This is a genomic window from Eubacterium maltosivorans (assembly GCF_002441855.2).
Classification (GTDB): domain Bacteria; phylum Bacillota; class Clostridia; order Eubacteriales; family Eubacteriaceae; genus Eubacterium; species Eubacterium maltosivorans.
Window position 1 is genome coordinate 778,656 of sequence record NZ_CP029487.1, and the last position, 13,412, is coordinate 792,067.

The 13,412-nt window shown below is 44.6% G+C and carries 13 protein-coding genes, 1 tRNA gene and 1 riboswitch; of the genes, 4 read left to right on the forward strand and 10 right to left on the reverse strand.

Annotated features, from left to right (window positions below; genetic code table 11):
* Positions 1-83 precede the first annotated feature (83 nt).
* Positions 84-198: riboswitch (FMN riboswitch) on the reverse strand.
* A gap of 143 nt (positions 199-341) precedes the next feature.
* The 8 genes from CPZ25_RS03900 to CPZ25_RS03935 form a co-directional block, all read right to left on the reverse strand.
* Entirely contained in the window at positions 342-749 is a 408-nt protein-coding gene (locus CPZ25_RS03900; protein ID WP_096919816.1) for a cupin domain-containing protein, read from the reverse strand.
* Between the two features lie 210 nt (positions 750-959).
* Positions 960-1,130: a DUF362 domain-containing protein gene (locus tag CPZ25_RS03905; RefSeq protein WP_058694515.1), complete on the reverse strand. Its 171-nt coding sequence runs from the start codon at positions 1,128-1,130 to the stop codon at positions 960-962.
* A 58-nt stretch (positions 1,131-1,188) separates the two neighbouring features.
* Positions 1,189-1,557 carry a DUF4180 domain-containing protein gene (locus tag CPZ25_RS03910; protein WP_096919815.1) on the reverse strand — a complete coding sequence of 123 codons (369 nt, stop codon included), beginning with the start codon at positions 1,555-1,557 and terminating at the stop codon, positions 1,189-1,191.
* 144 nt (positions 1,558-1,701) lie between these two features.
* The gene (locus CPZ25_RS03915) at positions 1,702-3,633 is read right to left on the reverse strand and encodes an ABC transporter substrate-binding protein (protein WP_096919814.1); all 1,932 of its coding nucleotides are present in this window, start codon (positions 3,631-3,633) and stop codon (positions 1,702-1,704) included.
* A gap of 150 nt (positions 3,634-3,783) precedes the next feature.
* Positions 3,784-5,040: a glycerate kinase type-2 family protein gene (locus CPZ25_RS03920; protein ID WP_243129339.1), complete on the reverse strand. Its 1,257-nt coding sequence runs from the start codon at positions 5,038-5,040 to the stop codon at positions 3,784-3,786.
* A 59-nt stretch (positions 5,041-5,099) separates the two neighbouring features.
* Positions 5,100-6,518: a C69 family dipeptidase gene (locus CPZ25_RS03925; protein ID WP_096919813.1), complete on the reverse strand. Its 1,419-nt coding sequence runs from the start codon at positions 6,516-6,518 to the stop codon at positions 5,100-5,102.
* Between the two features lie 209 nt (positions 6,519-6,727).
* On the reverse strand, positions 6,728-7,777 hold the full coding sequence (locus CPZ25_RS03930; protein WP_096919812.1) for a response regulator transcription factor: 1,050 nt from the start codon (positions 7,775-7,777) through the stop codon (positions 6,728-6,730).
* Positions 7,778-7,861: 84 nt separating this feature from the next.
* Positions 7,862-7,950 (reverse strand) — tRNA-Ser (locus CPZ25_RS03935).
* A gap of 193 nt (positions 7,951-8,143) precedes the next feature.
* Between CPZ25_RS03935 and CPZ25_RS03940 the strand changes: the two genes are divergently transcribed.
* Positions 8,144-8,542: a secondary thiamine-phosphate synthase enzyme YjbQ gene (locus CPZ25_RS03940; RefSeq protein WP_096919811.1), complete on the forward strand. Its 399-nt coding sequence runs from the start codon at positions 8,144-8,146 to the stop codon at positions 8,540-8,542.
* A gap of 45 nt (positions 8,543-8,587) precedes the next feature.
* On the opposite strand, the gene CPZ25_RS03945 is transcribed toward CPZ25_RS03940, so the two are convergent.
* Together CPZ25_RS03945 and CPZ25_RS03950 are read right to left on the reverse strand one after the other, a co-directional pair.
* Entirely contained in the window at positions 8,588-10,036 is a 1,449-nt protein-coding gene (locus tag CPZ25_RS03945; protein WP_096919810.1) for a sensor histidine kinase, read from the reverse strand.
* A gap of 12 nt (positions 10,037-10,048) precedes the next feature.
* Positions 10,049-10,744 (reverse strand): response regulator transcription factor, encoded by a 696-nt coding sequence (locus CPZ25_RS03950; protein WP_096919809.1) that lies wholly within the window; start codon positions 10,742-10,744, stop codon positions 10,049-10,051.
* A gap of 152 nt (positions 10,745-10,896) precedes the next feature.
* On the opposite strand from CPZ25_RS03950, the gene CPZ25_RS03955 reads away from it, so the two are divergent.
* Genes CPZ25_RS03955 through CPZ25_RS03965 form a run of 3 tightly spaced genes read left to right on the forward strand, consistent with a single transcriptional unit; the run spans position 10,897 to position 13,301 of the window.
* Positions 10,897-11,805 (forward strand): ABC transporter ATP-binding protein, encoded by a 909-nt coding sequence (locus CPZ25_RS03955; protein ID WP_058694416.1) that lies wholly within the window; start codon positions 10,897-10,899, stop codon positions 11,803-11,805.
* On the forward strand, positions 11,805-12,554 hold the full coding sequence (locus CPZ25_RS03960) for an ABC transporter permease (protein ID WP_096919808.1): 750 nt from the start codon (positions 11,805-11,807) through the stop codon (positions 12,552-12,554). The genes CPZ25_RS03955 and CPZ25_RS03960 overlap by 1 nt, the downstream gene beginning before the upstream one ends.
* 12 nt (positions 12,555-12,566) lie before the next feature.
* Positions 12,567-13,301 (forward strand): ABC transporter permease, encoded by a 735-nt coding sequence (locus CPZ25_RS03965; RefSeq protein WP_096919807.1) that lies wholly within the window; start codon positions 12,567-12,569, stop codon positions 13,299-13,301.
* Positions 13,302-13,412 lie beyond the last annotated feature (111 nt).

Sequence of the window (13,412 nt, forward strand, 5' to 3'; positions counted from 1 at the left end):
AGTTTCCTGTATCCAAGGTATATTTAAAATTAAAAAGCTCTGAAATGATAAAATCATTCCAGAGCAAATAAAACATAACCATCGTTTATCTTCTTTCATCCAGACTGTACTGTCGGCTTCGGAGTTTCACCGAATCATGCCTTGCGGCTCGTGGGCTGTACCACCGGTAGGGAATTGCACCCTGCCCTGAAGATTGTTTATTCAATTGCTTTGTAGTATAGCACGGTTTATTTTGACTGTCAATAGCTTGACTGCTATTCCATTATTTTTTGTCGTCACTATTGGATATTCTGTATCCAGTTCTGAAGGTCTGAAAGGAATATTTTCAAGCGCCCCCTTACTCAAAGCTTTTTGTATTCTTCGTCTGTTACGGGCTCCAGCCATTCGTTTGAAGTGTCCTCTGCCGGAACCTCAACCGCTAAATGGGAAAACCATCTGTCATCAGCTGCTCCGTGCCAATGTTTAACCTCTGGCGGAATACTCACAACATCTCCCGGGTTTAATTCCTGCGCGGGTTCTCCCCAGGCTTGATACCAGCCTTTACCGCCTGTGACCATGAGAATCTGGCCCCTTTTATGATGAATATGCCAGTTATTTCTGCAGCCTGGCTCAAAGGTGACATTTCCAATCACCACACCCGATGTCGACAACATATTCAAATAGCTTTGACCAACAAAATATTTCGCAAAGGCGTCATTCTTTTCTCCAATTGGAAAAACACCCGGATTTTTATAATTATTTTCTTTCATTTTCTATACTCCTCATAAAATTTTTAAAGCCAGCCTTTGTTTTCCGGCCTCTGCATATTACTTTAACACTTGAAGTGAACTCCAAGTCAAGCTCATAATGAAAATATTTATTTTGTTTATCGTTTGTACTAAAAAAAGAAAAAGAGTGTGTATCTTTTATAATACACACTCAACGACTTTCTTATAATGCCATTTAACGTTACAAACTCTCTAATCAGATATAATTGCACCTGTGGGGCAGGTTTCCTCACATACACCACAGTCCACGCATTTATCTGTGTTAATGACATATCTGTCATCCCCTTTTGATATCGCCTCGACTGGGCACTCTGTCACACAGCCGCCGCAGGCTATACACTCGCCTGAAATAATATACGCCATTATGCACTCCTTTGGTTTAAGTCATATTAATAAAGCAATCTGGAATTTGCACTTAATACTATAATTTATCCTTTAACCGCTCAACAGCATCTGCCCGTGTCGCCACGAAAAAGAAATCTCTGCCATGGTTGCTTTCATAAATAAAATCCTTCAATGGCTTGCTCGTGTATTTTGAGTAATCGCCAAAGATCGCTGCTTTTATACGATAATTAATAAATTTCTGAAGGATTTCGCCGGCAATTCCCGTGCTCAGTATAAAAAAATCTTCTGAAACAGCATCTTTATCAATCGCGATTCTGTCCGCTCCGGTTTCGTATTGTACCGTCATGATTAAATCAAGTGCGGAGTTCGTATCTCTGATTATTTTCTCTTTACTGGAAACAACTGCAATATTCGCTTCATCTGTCATAATCTTTTCAATTTTCATAAATTTCCTCCCAAAACTAAATCTGCAGCACAAATTCCAGCTAGCTAGAGAGTATACTATGGTTTTTTGTTTTTGTCAAATAGGTGCTTCTGTTTCGCCACAGTAAAAACTTCTGATAGTATATGCTGATCTTGCACTGTCAGCCTAACGGATCTTATCCAGAAGCATGTTGTATTGAAGGTTTTCAGCGTTGATTCCCAATGCTTTAATGCCTCCTTGCACACCAGTGTTCCTTTTGATCATCGATTCGATATAACCGGAATGCTGGGGCCCTGTTCGGAATACTTCCTCTGCATGGTGGTCTTTATCAATACGGAAGCACGACATGGTGCGGATGGTGTGATGATCCTCCCCACGAACCGTAACACGACCACCAGGGCCATCATAAAACACACTTCCGCTTTCAAGGGCTGAGATAACTGCTTCGGTTTCCGTTGTCCCTGCCATCTCCACAGCCCGTTTATACAAGTACATGGCCGTGTAAGCTGTTTCGGTATCCATGTTCATGTATGGAACATTCTGATGATTGTAGACAGAGCGGAATTTCTTTACATATTGCTGGGCTCTGGTGGTTTTTAGTTCTTCAATAAACGACGCCATCACGTACATATTTTCAAGGACTGGCGCTTTCAGCTCAACATTCAGCGGATATTCTGCTGCGACCTGTGTGGTCGCATTGGGAATATGGTTAAGCCCGCGCTCGTGCCATTGAAGGTAAAAGCGGTCCTGGTTGGGGTAAACGCACATAGAAAACAAAACATCGGTCTGAACCTGGAGAATCCGGTCAATGACCGATGTAAAATCCATCATTTTTTCATCCAGATATTCGATGCCAACAACTTCTCCTCCCAACTTAGGGACAAGATATTTTACCCACTCGGCAGATAAAATACCATAGTTATAGTCTGCGGCCACGATATAACATTTTGAGCCATACTTTTTAAACAGATAGGCCAGCATTTTTTCCATTTGCTGCTCCGGCATAGCTGATAAGCAGAAAACATAATGGCCTGAAACACCGCCCTCGGTCTGCTGGGTATTGAGATAGAGTGTTTTGGTCTGCTGGGCGCAGCGCTGCATAATATCTCGTGAAGGTGACAGTGTTGAGCCCATCAGAACATCCACGTGCTCCTGCTGGGTAAGCTCGAGCGCCGCTTTGTTTGTAAGGTCAGACTGCGAACGGTCGTCACGTATCAACAGTTCAATCTGCTTTCCATCGATACCACCTGCCTCATTTATCTCCTTTACTGCCAGCTGGTAAGCTGCCTGTTTGCTCCGTTCTTCCTTTGAAGCGATTCCCGTTAAGTCTCCGATAATGCCAATTTTAACCACAGAGCGCTCCTGCCTGCTGACTTTTATATCAGGATAAATTATTTCCTCTGGAAAGCAAACGGTAACCTCGCAGCCCTTTTCAGGCCAACCCATAATCGACGCCTTGCCGTCAAATCTCTGCACGATTCTGCGAACAGTAGCCAGGCCAATGCCATTTCCCTCGTATGCCTCATTGCTCTCAAGCCGCTCAAAGGCCTCAAATATCTGGTCTGCGTAATTCATATCAAAGCCGATACCGTTATCACGAAAATGAAAAGCCACATAACCATCACGAGCGGTAGCAAAAACCATGATCTTCGCTTTTGTTCTGCTTCTTGTAAACTTAATACTGTTTGAAAGAATATTCATGACCATCAGCTTGATCAGAAACATATCGCCTGTAAGCTCTGGTAAATCCTCCATTGTTAAGGTGACCTTTCGTTTTGGTTCTGCCCGCATTAATTCCTCAAAGCACTGATGGATAAGCAACTGTGTATTGATGCGTATCCGATCAATATTTTTAAGATCCGCTTTAGAATACTCCATCAGTCGTTTCACCATATCGGTCATTCTTTCACAGGTTCTGCGAATGGAATGAAGGTCCTTAATAGACTGCATTGTCAGCTTATCTCTGTTGTCCTCTTCAATAAACTCTGCGTACAGGCTAATCTCACGGGCTGGCGTTTTCAACTCGTGGGCGACGGTATAGATAAATGAATTGAGCTGCTCAGCCGTCTTTTCTTCTATTTGTTTTTTATCTTCCATGGCTTATATCTCCATATACCTTGTCAATTATACGAACAAACCGATCAAACAAAATAAAACAGTGCCGGCTTAACACCGACACTGTTTCTTCAGGCTGTTAAGTCCTGATGATACTTTATCACGCTTTATGCCTTCAGGCAACAGCTTATCTTAACGTTTTATCAAAACCATCGCAACGTCATTGACATTAGTACCTGTTGCTCCGGTTATCACTAATCCACCACTGGCCTTAAGGGCGTTGTAGGCATCATTCTCCTGAAGAGTATCGAATATCGATATTCCCAATTCGGATAACAAAGGCTTTGTGTTTTCATCAACAAAACCACCCGCAGCGTCTGTGGGTCCGTCTGTACCGTCAGAACCGATGCTGAAAACAGCCGTATTATGACAGGCAGAAATTTTATCAGCCGCCGCCAGCGCAATCTCCTGATTGCGGCCGCCTTTTCCTTTACCGGTCAGCCGGACCACTGTCTCTCCACCAGCAATCCATGCGCAGCTTTCTATTGACTCCTGATGTGTCAGGGCAATATCTCCCAGCAGTGTTCCTGCTTCCCGTGCGACACAATCAAGATGATCTGTTAAAAGCTGGGTTTTATAGCCAAGCTCTTCTGCGGCATTTCTGGCCGCTGTGCAGAGCTCACGCACACTTCCGGTTATCACTGTCTCAACATTATCAAGCTGCTTGGGAGTCTCCCGTTCCAAAGCGTCCCATACAGCTGATGAAAGCTTCAGCCCGTATTTTCGGGCTACGCACTTTGCGTTCTCAGCTGTCGAGGAATCTGGATAAGCCGGGCCGCTGGCAATCATATCCAGAGGATCGCCCACAATATCACTCAGGACAATGCAGTATACCCGGGCGGGCTTACAGGCGAGAGCGAAGCGCCCGCCTTTCACCCTGCTCATGCGTTTGCGAAACGTGTTTATCTCTACGATATCCGCACCGCTGGCCAACAGCTGTTCTGTCAGATCGGCCAGCTCCTTACCTGGAATTACAGGGTCTTCAAATAACGCAGAACCACCTCCTGAGAGTAAGAAGAGAACTGTATCCTTCTGATTCAAGCCCTTAACCAGCTCCAGCGCTGCCTGTGTGCCCTTGAAAGAATTTTCATCCGGGACGGGATGTCCTGCCTCAATGCAGGTATAAGCAGCGATGGGGCCTTTATTATAGCCATATTTTGTCACGATTATACCAGACTCAATACGTTTTCCAAGCACCTTGTCAGCTGTCTGAGCCATTTGCCAGGCTGCTTTGCCCACTGCTACCAGCCGTACCCGCCCATTTCCAAAATCCTTATTTTCAAGAGCCCTTTTGACCGCTTCATCCGGCAAAACGGCGTCAATTGATTTTTTTATGATATAGTCTGCGTTTTCTCTTATACTTGACATTTTCTTAACCTTTGTTTTCATTTTGGATATTTCCGGATCGCTATGCTTATCCTGCATTCCACAGATCTTAGAATCTGTTCTTAAATGCGGAACATCTTTTTAGCACGCTCAATAGCTGCCTGCGCTTCCGCAACACATTTTTCGGTATAAGCATAAAGCATATCTGCTGCTTCCTGCACTTTTCCATCAATTTTCAATGCCGCCGCTCTCATCTCAACAGCATCGACCTCGGTCAGCCATTTATTTTCCAGCTCATCAAATAAACTTCTTACAATCGCGTGGCGCTGTTCATAGGTATCTCCGTCTGCATCACCGTTGATTTCATCCAGCAGCGAACGCATATCCCACCAGAATGAACCTTCCCTGTAAGTGTCCTCACGGTCAACGTCTGACGGCGCGCGCATGGTTTTTCCGAATGTTCCCGCCTCCTGTAAGTATTCCGGCAAACCTCCGGCGTCAATAAATAGCGGGATATAAATACTGCAGCATGGGACCACTGGTGCCCACCACATAACAGGCAGTTTCTGATCATCATCCGGTAAAACTGCAACCATTGAGGACGCGGTATTCCCCCAGGTAAATCCTGCCTGAGAATCATGCATACAAATCGTAAGAAAATCCGGTGACGACGCATTGAAATACGGTCCTTCTAAAAAGGTGTCCTCATAGTGGTCGCGCAGAATACGCTTTATATCCACAACGTCAATTTTTTCATCACGGCCTGCTGCCTGTGAAAGCAATTGCCGGGCACGCTGAACGCGGATATGGGAAACCTGGCGTGGATTGTTCTGATTGATATATGCCTTTGCAAAATCAAAAGCATCTCGTTTTTCCTCTGGCCACCAGCCCTTTTCAATCGCATGATCAATAAGATCACTACAGCCGCTTGTCATATCTGTGCGGATACTGACTTCATTTGAAATGGCAGCATAGCCTTTTTCAACTTTACGTACCGCCCAACGATTACCAGCGGTTTCAAGAATATAGGCTTCTTTCTTATCTGCGATAATATAAGAATTATTGTAGGAACCCGAAACCGTATCAGACATCGGCACGCCAGAGCCCCATTGTCCGTACTCCTCCACTAGCTTTGTCATAATATTGAGGGCTTCTTCTGCACTTTTACTCCGTTCCAGTCCTAAACGGATAAGCTCCATACCCAAAATTCCTTTATCAACGGGCTTCCCAGCCTCCTCTGATTCGGTATTTTCAGTCAGATCTTTTGTATAAACCGCTTCGTTGCCAATGGTCACGCCAAACTCATTCATGCCCTCTTCATATCCCCAGCACCAGTAAGGTGATGACCCAAAGGTTCGATAGCGTTCTCCTGCCTGATCAATCGCTACATACGCAAGCTGCAGTTTTTCTCCACTACCAAATGTTTTCGCTTCATGATAAGCCATTGGCTGACAGTCAAAAGCGGGACGGTCACTGTTTTTTGCCAGAATTACTGAATTTAATGCCGAAACATCAGACAACGCTACAAAAGTATCACACATTTTAATTACCTCCTGAATAATAAAACTTAAAGAATCCGTATACTTTTTATGGTTAAATGATACTGGAAAGGTTATCAAAAGTGAATGCAGTTTGGGCAAAGGATTATTCCCAAAAGACAGGTGCTAAAAATTCTCCAGAAATTACTCCATGCAAAACCTGTCTTTTTTTCAGAAATAAGCCGAATATGCTTTTGTCAGCACAATGTGCTCTATTTTTTCAGGAGACTCTCTCTGTAATTGCTCGGTGACTGGCCCATTGTATTTTTAAAAATACGGCTGAAGTACTCTACGTCTTCATATCCCAGCCTTTCAGCTATCTCGTATATTTTTAAGCATTTGTCCAACAGCAGTATTTCTGCGCGCCGCATTTTTAAAAATGTCAGATATTGTGAAAAGCTGACCCTCATTTCCTGTTTAAATAAGCTTCCCAGATATTTCTGATTGACAAAATAGGTGTTCGCCAAACAAGCCAGACTATACTTTTCCTCTGGCTGTTCAAGTGCAAGCTCACATATCTCCCGGATCATCCGATTGTTGGTTTGGGGCACAAAAGGCTTCAGCTTTTCAAAAATCCGAGAAATCCATTCCTCAAAAGTAAAGACCTTTGCTTTATATGTTTCGTCCTGAAGGTCGATGTGAAACAAATCCTTCATCATAAAATATTTTGTCAAATAAGGCTTTTTGCTAAAGAGAATTTCCTCCAGCTTTTTAAGCAGATCATTCATAAAGATGGCCCGCGACTCTCCATTTTGCGCATCCTTTTTAAGCTCAGCATCAACATGCCGGGCGTAAACCATGGCGTCATCCAGATTCCCGTTCAGAATGTATTCTGTCAAAGCCTCTGCATAATGGACATTGGAGGGCGCCGTTTCATTGATACTGCTGAGAAAAGTATAAGCCCGTTCAAAGGAATCCTCCACCTTAGCGTTATCAATGGGCTTTACAATATAATCAAAAGCACCGTTTAAAATACCTTCTCTGGCATATGAAAACTCAGCATATTCACTTAACAGAATAACACAGCTACAGAGATTCTCCCGTCTGATCTGTTTAAGCAGTGAAATCCCATCAACCATCGGCATCCGGATGTCTGTGAGAACCAGATCGATTTTCTGTTTTCTGAGAAGTTCAAGGGCTTCAAGCCCGTTTGAAGCCTCGCTGCTGATCCTGAATTTTCCATTACATTCCTCCCAATAGAGCATACGCTTCAGCTTTCGTCGAAAAACTTCTCTGTCATCAACGACTAATATGTTGTACATTCTTACCTACCCCTTCATATCAGCGAGACTGCTGCAGTTACATTAAAACAAAAAAGCCCTCAATCATTGATTTCAGGCAGTTTATGGCGGAGAAGGTGGGATTCGAACCCACGTGCCCCGGAAGGCAACCGCATTTCGAGTGCGGCTCGTTATGACCTCTTCGATACTTCTCCAAACAATATTTATCTTATAATATCCTAATCCACTTTATCCAAGATGTCAATTCTTTTTTCCTGAAAAAGCATGTGTCCTTTTAAAGATAATTTTCAAGAATACATTGTATAATATTAAAAAATTATTTTATTTCAGCAAAATATAAATCCAGAAGAATAAACGGATAATTAAAATGAAAGAAGGTTCCTGACAATGCTCTACGAATTCGAACTAAAAACAGACCGTGAAAATATGCACAATATTACGCCTCAGGTGTGGGAGGCAGTTCAAAAAAGTGGTATTAAGGATGGTACGGTAACGGTCTTTGCCCCACACACCACAGCGGCCATTACCATCAATGAAAACGCCGACCCGGATGTGGTTCACGATATGCTTATCGGCCTTCGCCACATCTACCCTGATCTTCCAGAATACCAGCATGCGGAAGGCAACAGTACAGCCCACTTAAAATCAAGCACTCTTGGTGTAAGCGAGACGATTATGCTGGTGGGCGGCAACCTGCTGCTGGGAACCTGGCAGGATATTTATTTCTGTGAGTTCGACGGTCCTCGAAACCGCCACTTTTATGTGCGGATTACAGAAGAAAAATAATGACACGAAGGCTGACACAGACCTGAACTGTGTCAGCCTTCTTTTTTAATATGTTCTATTTTCCCGGGTTAGATTAACATCATTCACCTCTGTGCTGTGAAACATCGGCAGAATGATTTTGACAGAAAAGTATTTATTGCACTCACTCTCAAAGGCTATTTTGCCATTCATAACACTTACAACTTTTTTCACGATGAAAAGACCAAGGCCGTGATTCTGAATGGCGCTCTCCTCCTCGTTTTGAATATAATGGGTAGCACTTCGAATTTGCTTGAGCTTTTCCTGCGTGGCGCCAATGCCGTTATCTGATACTGTCAGCTCGAGCTCCTCTGCTCTTTTTTCCAGCCTCACCACAATATCGCAACCATCTGGATTATGCCGGATACTGTTTTGTATCAAATTAACAAGGACGCGTTCGAACAGTTTGGCGTCCCCTTTTACCAGACATCCGCCGCAGTTGTCATGGTAATCGAAGTCAATCGTATATTGCTCTGGAAGGCCATTATTTAAAGTGTCACTGATGACCTGGCGCAGGCTTTCCATTACATCTATGGGCTCAAGGCACAAGGGCTGCATTTCGTATTCCAGCTTTGACGCCAGGTTCAGATCATTTACCAGTGAACGGATACGCAGGGCCTGATGGCTGATGGTTTCCCCCGCCTGTTGGGTTTCATTATCGTTACTTGCTTTAAGACCCTCAGCATATCCTAAAATAATGGATAATGGCGTTCGTATATCATGGGATACTCCAGCGATCCAGTTAGCGCGAGCGTTATCCTTTTTTTTAAGGGCTTCATTTTTTTGGGATAATATAGCTGAGGTTTGATTAATACTCGCGAACACCTCTGAGAAGGCCCCTTTTTCTTTAAGGCTGACGGGACAATTCCTGGAGAGAGCATCTAATCCCGCCACTACATTTTTGACCGGACGCATCATCAGGGTTCCGCTGATAATATAAATTACCATCACAGCCAAAAGACTAAACACCAGCATCAGGGGCAGGGCCTGAGTAATGGTCTTCTGAAGCACAGGTATGCTGTAATACTTATCGCCAAGACGCATATAGCTGTCCTTTGGAAAGCCCAAAACCAAAAGACCATTGGGATTTTCCCAGGTAAAAGCTGGGTAATCTTTCAAGTAATAGCGGGAAAAACCGGCGATATCTGTTGGCGTAAAATGACTGGGAACCTCCGGCGGCACATGGTCGTTCCAGATAACGTCACTGCTGCTATTGTCAATGAGTATGGCCCAGGCGCCGCTCTCTGTTAACAAGTTTTTTCCTTCTTCTGAAAGCTCAAGCCTTCCATCCTCACTTTCCAGCAGTCCCTCAGATACTTTTTCAATGATAGCGCCTGGCGACTTTTTCAGATCTCCAGTCACTGGATTGACCGCAATGGCATAACCCAAATACAGATTGAGCACAAAGAGCACAATGATGGAAAGCATAATCAAAACCACATAGCGTCTGAAAAAGAATCGGATATGCTTAAACATGATATTGCTCCTCTATTTGCTCACTAACAGCTTATAACCCAGCCCCTTGGCCGTCACAAGGGCTTTTGGATGGCTGGGATCTGCCTCGATTTTTTCCCGGATACGGCCTATATGCGCCATAAGCGGTTTTTCATAACCATAGCTATCGCCCTCCCATACATAGTCGCAGAGGGAGCCAATCGTCACAATTTTTCCTGCATTTTCATAAAGTTTTTGGAGGATAGCATGCTCTTTGGCGGTAAGAGGCAGATGCTCCTCTCCCCTGATAATCTCAGCGCGATCCAGATCGATTGTGGCGTCGGCCAGGGTAAAGGTCGGCGCTTCGTTTTTGTAGGCACGTTTTAAAATAGCTGTGATCCTGAACACAAGCTCCTTGGGCAGAAAGGGCTTGATAATATAATCATCCGCTCCCAAACCAAAGCCGGTGAACCGGTCCTCGGCATTGCCCCGGGCTGATAAAAAAAGCACCGGGATATCCGAAGAATTCCGGATGAATTTAAGCAGCTCAAAACCCTCACCATCTGGCAGCATTACATCAAGAACTGCCATATCTGGAGCTTTTTCCAGAAAAACAGTCATACCCTCGGCCACGCTCGACGCTGTATAAACCTTCGCAAAGCCTTCATTTTCGAGTATCTTATGCACCAGCTTTAAAAGCTCTGGCTCATCGTCGACCAGAAGAATGCCTTTATCTTTAATGTAATCCATCGTTTCACCTCCTGTTTTAAAAAATTATACCACATTTTGGGTGTCTGCCACCGCCGCAGACAAAAAAGTAGACTAAAAGTAGAACAGGCGTAAAGCAGCTGTAAAGTGACGGTGGTAAGCTAAAACCAGCTTAGAAAAAGGAGTACAGAAAAATGAAAAACATTGTTGAAACAAAACAGCTTTGTAAAGAGTATGATTCGATCTATCGTGTTAAGCATTTAAGCCTTCAAGTACGAGAGGGCGAGGTTTACGGCTTTCTTGGGCCAAACGGCGCCGGAAAATCCACGACCATGAAAATGCTTCTGGGCCTGGCACGCCCCACCTCTGGCGATATCACTGTTTTTGGCAAACCCTTCACAGTGGAGAATCGCCTGGATATTTTAAAACATACCGGCTCTCTCATTGAGTCTCCATCCTACTATGGACATCTGACCGCCCGCGAAAACATGCACATTTTACAAAAACTTTCAAATGTTTCTGAAAAGGACGCTCTCGAGGCCCTGCGCATCGTACGGCTTGACAAGCAGCTGGACAAAAAAGTGAGCCAGTTTTCTTTTGGCATGAAGCAGCGCCTTGGCATCGCCATGGCCATCGCAGGCTTCCCAAGACTTCTAATTCTCGACGAGCCTACTAACGGTCTTGACCCTGCAGGGATCGAAGAAATCCGTGAATTGATCAAATCTCTTCCCGCAAAGTACGGTATTACCGTGATGATTTCAAGCCATCTGCTCAGCGAAATTGACCAGATGGCCACCACCTGCGGTATCATTAACCATGGAGAGCTTATATTTCAGGGAAGCTTAAAATCGCTCCACGCCTACAGCAGCGCCAGCGTAGCTTTTAAAACCAGCAATCCAGTCGAAACAGGAACGTTGCTGCACCGGATGAAGCCCAAGATAGAAAACGACACTGTTCTCATCCGCGGCGTTGACGATAAAATGACGGCTAGGATCAACCGATTGCTCATAGAAAAGGGTATTGATGTCTACCGCATTGAAGAGCATGTACTGAGCCTCGAGGATATTTTCCTGAAGCTTACTGGCAAAGGAGGCGCGCTGTAATGACCTATTTAAAGCTAGAATTTTACAAGCTGAAGCGCCGACGGGTCTTTCTGACGACCACGGCCATTCTGCTGATCCAGGCTGTCTGGGTCATTGCTGCTACAGACCAGTATCTATCAAAAGGACGAATGCTTGATTTCCCATGGGAATCCCTGCTCATGACCTTTACCTCCATGCAGGTGATTTTCTTCCCCATTGCCGCAGCACTACTCAGCAGCCGGATCTGCGATATTGAGCATATGGGCAATACGCTAAAATGGCTGGAGACAACCTCTGAAACCAGGAGCCGCCTCTACTTTGCCAAATTTTCCGCCAGCAACCTGCTCCTCTTTATGTCCTCGCTCATCACCTTTGGCAGTCTGATTGTCTATGGGTTTTTCGTCAGGGCCTTTGCTGGCCTTTTTCCTGTCACAGCCTTCCTGACGGCTCTGATGGGTACAGCCTTGGTTAACGCGGCTTTGATCAGCCTTTTTCAAGGGATTGCATTTTATTTTAAAAACCAGCTGATTGTGATGGTGGCAGGTATTGTCTTTGGCTTTCTGGGAATCATGGGCAGCCTTCTCCCCTCTGCTTTGAGACATCTGGTTTTATCCTGTTACTATCTAGATTTATCTCCTGCGACCATGGCTTATCCTTCAGGGGAAATCCTGCTGACACCGGTACCAGCCTGGCCCTTTGCCATTGCGCTCTTTCTGGGGATTATCCTTTATTTTGCCGGTCGTTACTGTATCTGCAAAAAAGAGTTTTGAAAGGAGTTTATCATGTTAAAAAATGCTATTTTAACTGAAGGCCTGAAGCTTAGGGGTTCAAAAATCGCTTTGCCAATAATCCTTTTACCGCTGATCAGTGTTCTGCTTGGCAGCGGCAATTATGCGGTTAATCCACACGAGCTTACCAATGGATGGTACAGTCTCTGGACGCAAGTTGCTCTGTTTTACGGCTATTTCTTTTATCCGATCATTATTGCCATCTGCTGCGCATACATCATGCGTCTTGAAAAGAATAATCATAACTGGAACGCAGTTATGACCTATCCAGTCCGGCCAAGAACGGTTATCTTGTCAAAGCTTATTATCATTGGTTTCATCAGTCTGATTGTCCAGGCTTTTTTGATCATACTCTATCTGACAGCTGGACTTCTTCTTGGTGTGAAAGGCAGCTTTCCGCTGGATATTTTAAACTTCTGTCTCTGCGGCTTTACGGCCTCCCTCGCAGTAGCGGCCATTCAGCTTTATTTATCCATGGTCATTAAAAGCTTTGCCCTGCCCATCGGCATCTGTCTAGGCACCTGTGTGCTGGGATTAGGGCTCTGCGTCACTGGCCTGTGGATGCTCTATCCCACTTCTCTGCTGGTCAAAAGCTTTAGCGCTCTGAACCAGGCTGCGCTCAGCCCTCTTGAATTTATTTTATTTTTTATCCTCAGTGCTCTGTATCTCTTTGTTTTCACAAGACTGGCAATCCGCCGCCTGACAAGGCGGGATATCGTGACACCATAGAACAGATACGCCGAAACGATATACCCTGCTCTGAGCATGACAATTTAAAAAGGTTCCTGCCGGTGATTAACCGGAAAGAACCTTTTTTTATAAAATACTAACAGGGGTTAA

What these genes read in the sequence shown, in the direction of transcription:
- CPZ25_RS03905 (WP_058694515.1), bottom strand. Translation starts at nt 1,130, where the DNA reads ATGGCGTATATTATTTCAGGCGAGTGTATAGCCTGCGGCGGCTGTGTG.
- CPZ25_RS03945 (WP_096919810.1), bottom strand. Translation starts at nt 10,036, where the DNA reads ATGTTTAAGCATATCCGATTCTTTTTCAGACGCTATGTGGTTTTGATT.
- CPZ25_RS03955 (WP_058694416.1), top strand. Translation starts at nt 10,897, where the DNA reads ATGAAAAACATTGTTGAAACAAAACAGCTTTGTAAAGAGTATGATTCG.
- CPZ25_RS03925 (WP_096919813.1), bottom strand. Translation starts at nt 6,518, where the DNA reads ATGTGTGATACTTTTGTAGCGTTGTCTGATGTTTCGGCATTAAATTCA.
- CPZ25_RS03965 (WP_096919807.1), top strand. Translation starts at nt 12,567, where the DNA reads ATGTTAAAAAATGCTATTTTAACTGAAGGCCTGAAGCTTAGGGGTTCA.
- CPZ25_RS03950 (WP_096919809.1), bottom strand. Translation starts at nt 10,744, where the DNA reads ATGGATTACATTAAAGATAAAGGCATTCTTCTGGTCGACGATGAGCCA.
- CPZ25_RS03930 (WP_096919812.1), bottom strand. Translation starts at nt 7,777, where the DNA reads ATGTACAACATATTAGTCGTTGATGACAGAGAAGTTTTTCGACGAAAG.
- CPZ25_RS03920 (WP_243129339.1), bottom strand. Translation starts at nt 5,040, where the DNA reads ATGAAAACAAAGGTTAAGAAAATGTCAAGTATAAGAGAAAACGCAGAC.
- CPZ25_RS03940 (WP_096919811.1), top strand. Translation starts at nt 8,144, where the DNA reads ATGCTCTACGAATTCGAACTAAAAACAGACCGTGAAAATATGCACAAT.
- CPZ25_RS03910 (WP_096919815.1), bottom strand. Translation starts at nt 1,557, where the DNA reads ATGAAAATTGAAAAGATTATGACAGATGAAGCGAATATTGCAGTTGTT.
- CPZ25_RS03915 (WP_096919814.1), bottom strand. Translation starts at nt 3,633, where the DNA reads ATGGAAGATAAAAAACAAATAGAAGAAAAGACGGCTGAGCAGCTCAAT.
- CPZ25_RS03960 (WP_096919808.1), top strand. Translation starts at nt 11,805, where the DNA reads ATGACCTATTTAAAGCTAGAATTTTACAAGCTGAAGCGCCGACGGGTC.
- CPZ25_RS03900 (WP_096919816.1), bottom strand. Translation starts at nt 749, where the DNA reads ATGAAAGAAAATAATTATAAAAATCCGGGTGTTTTTCCAATTGGAGAA.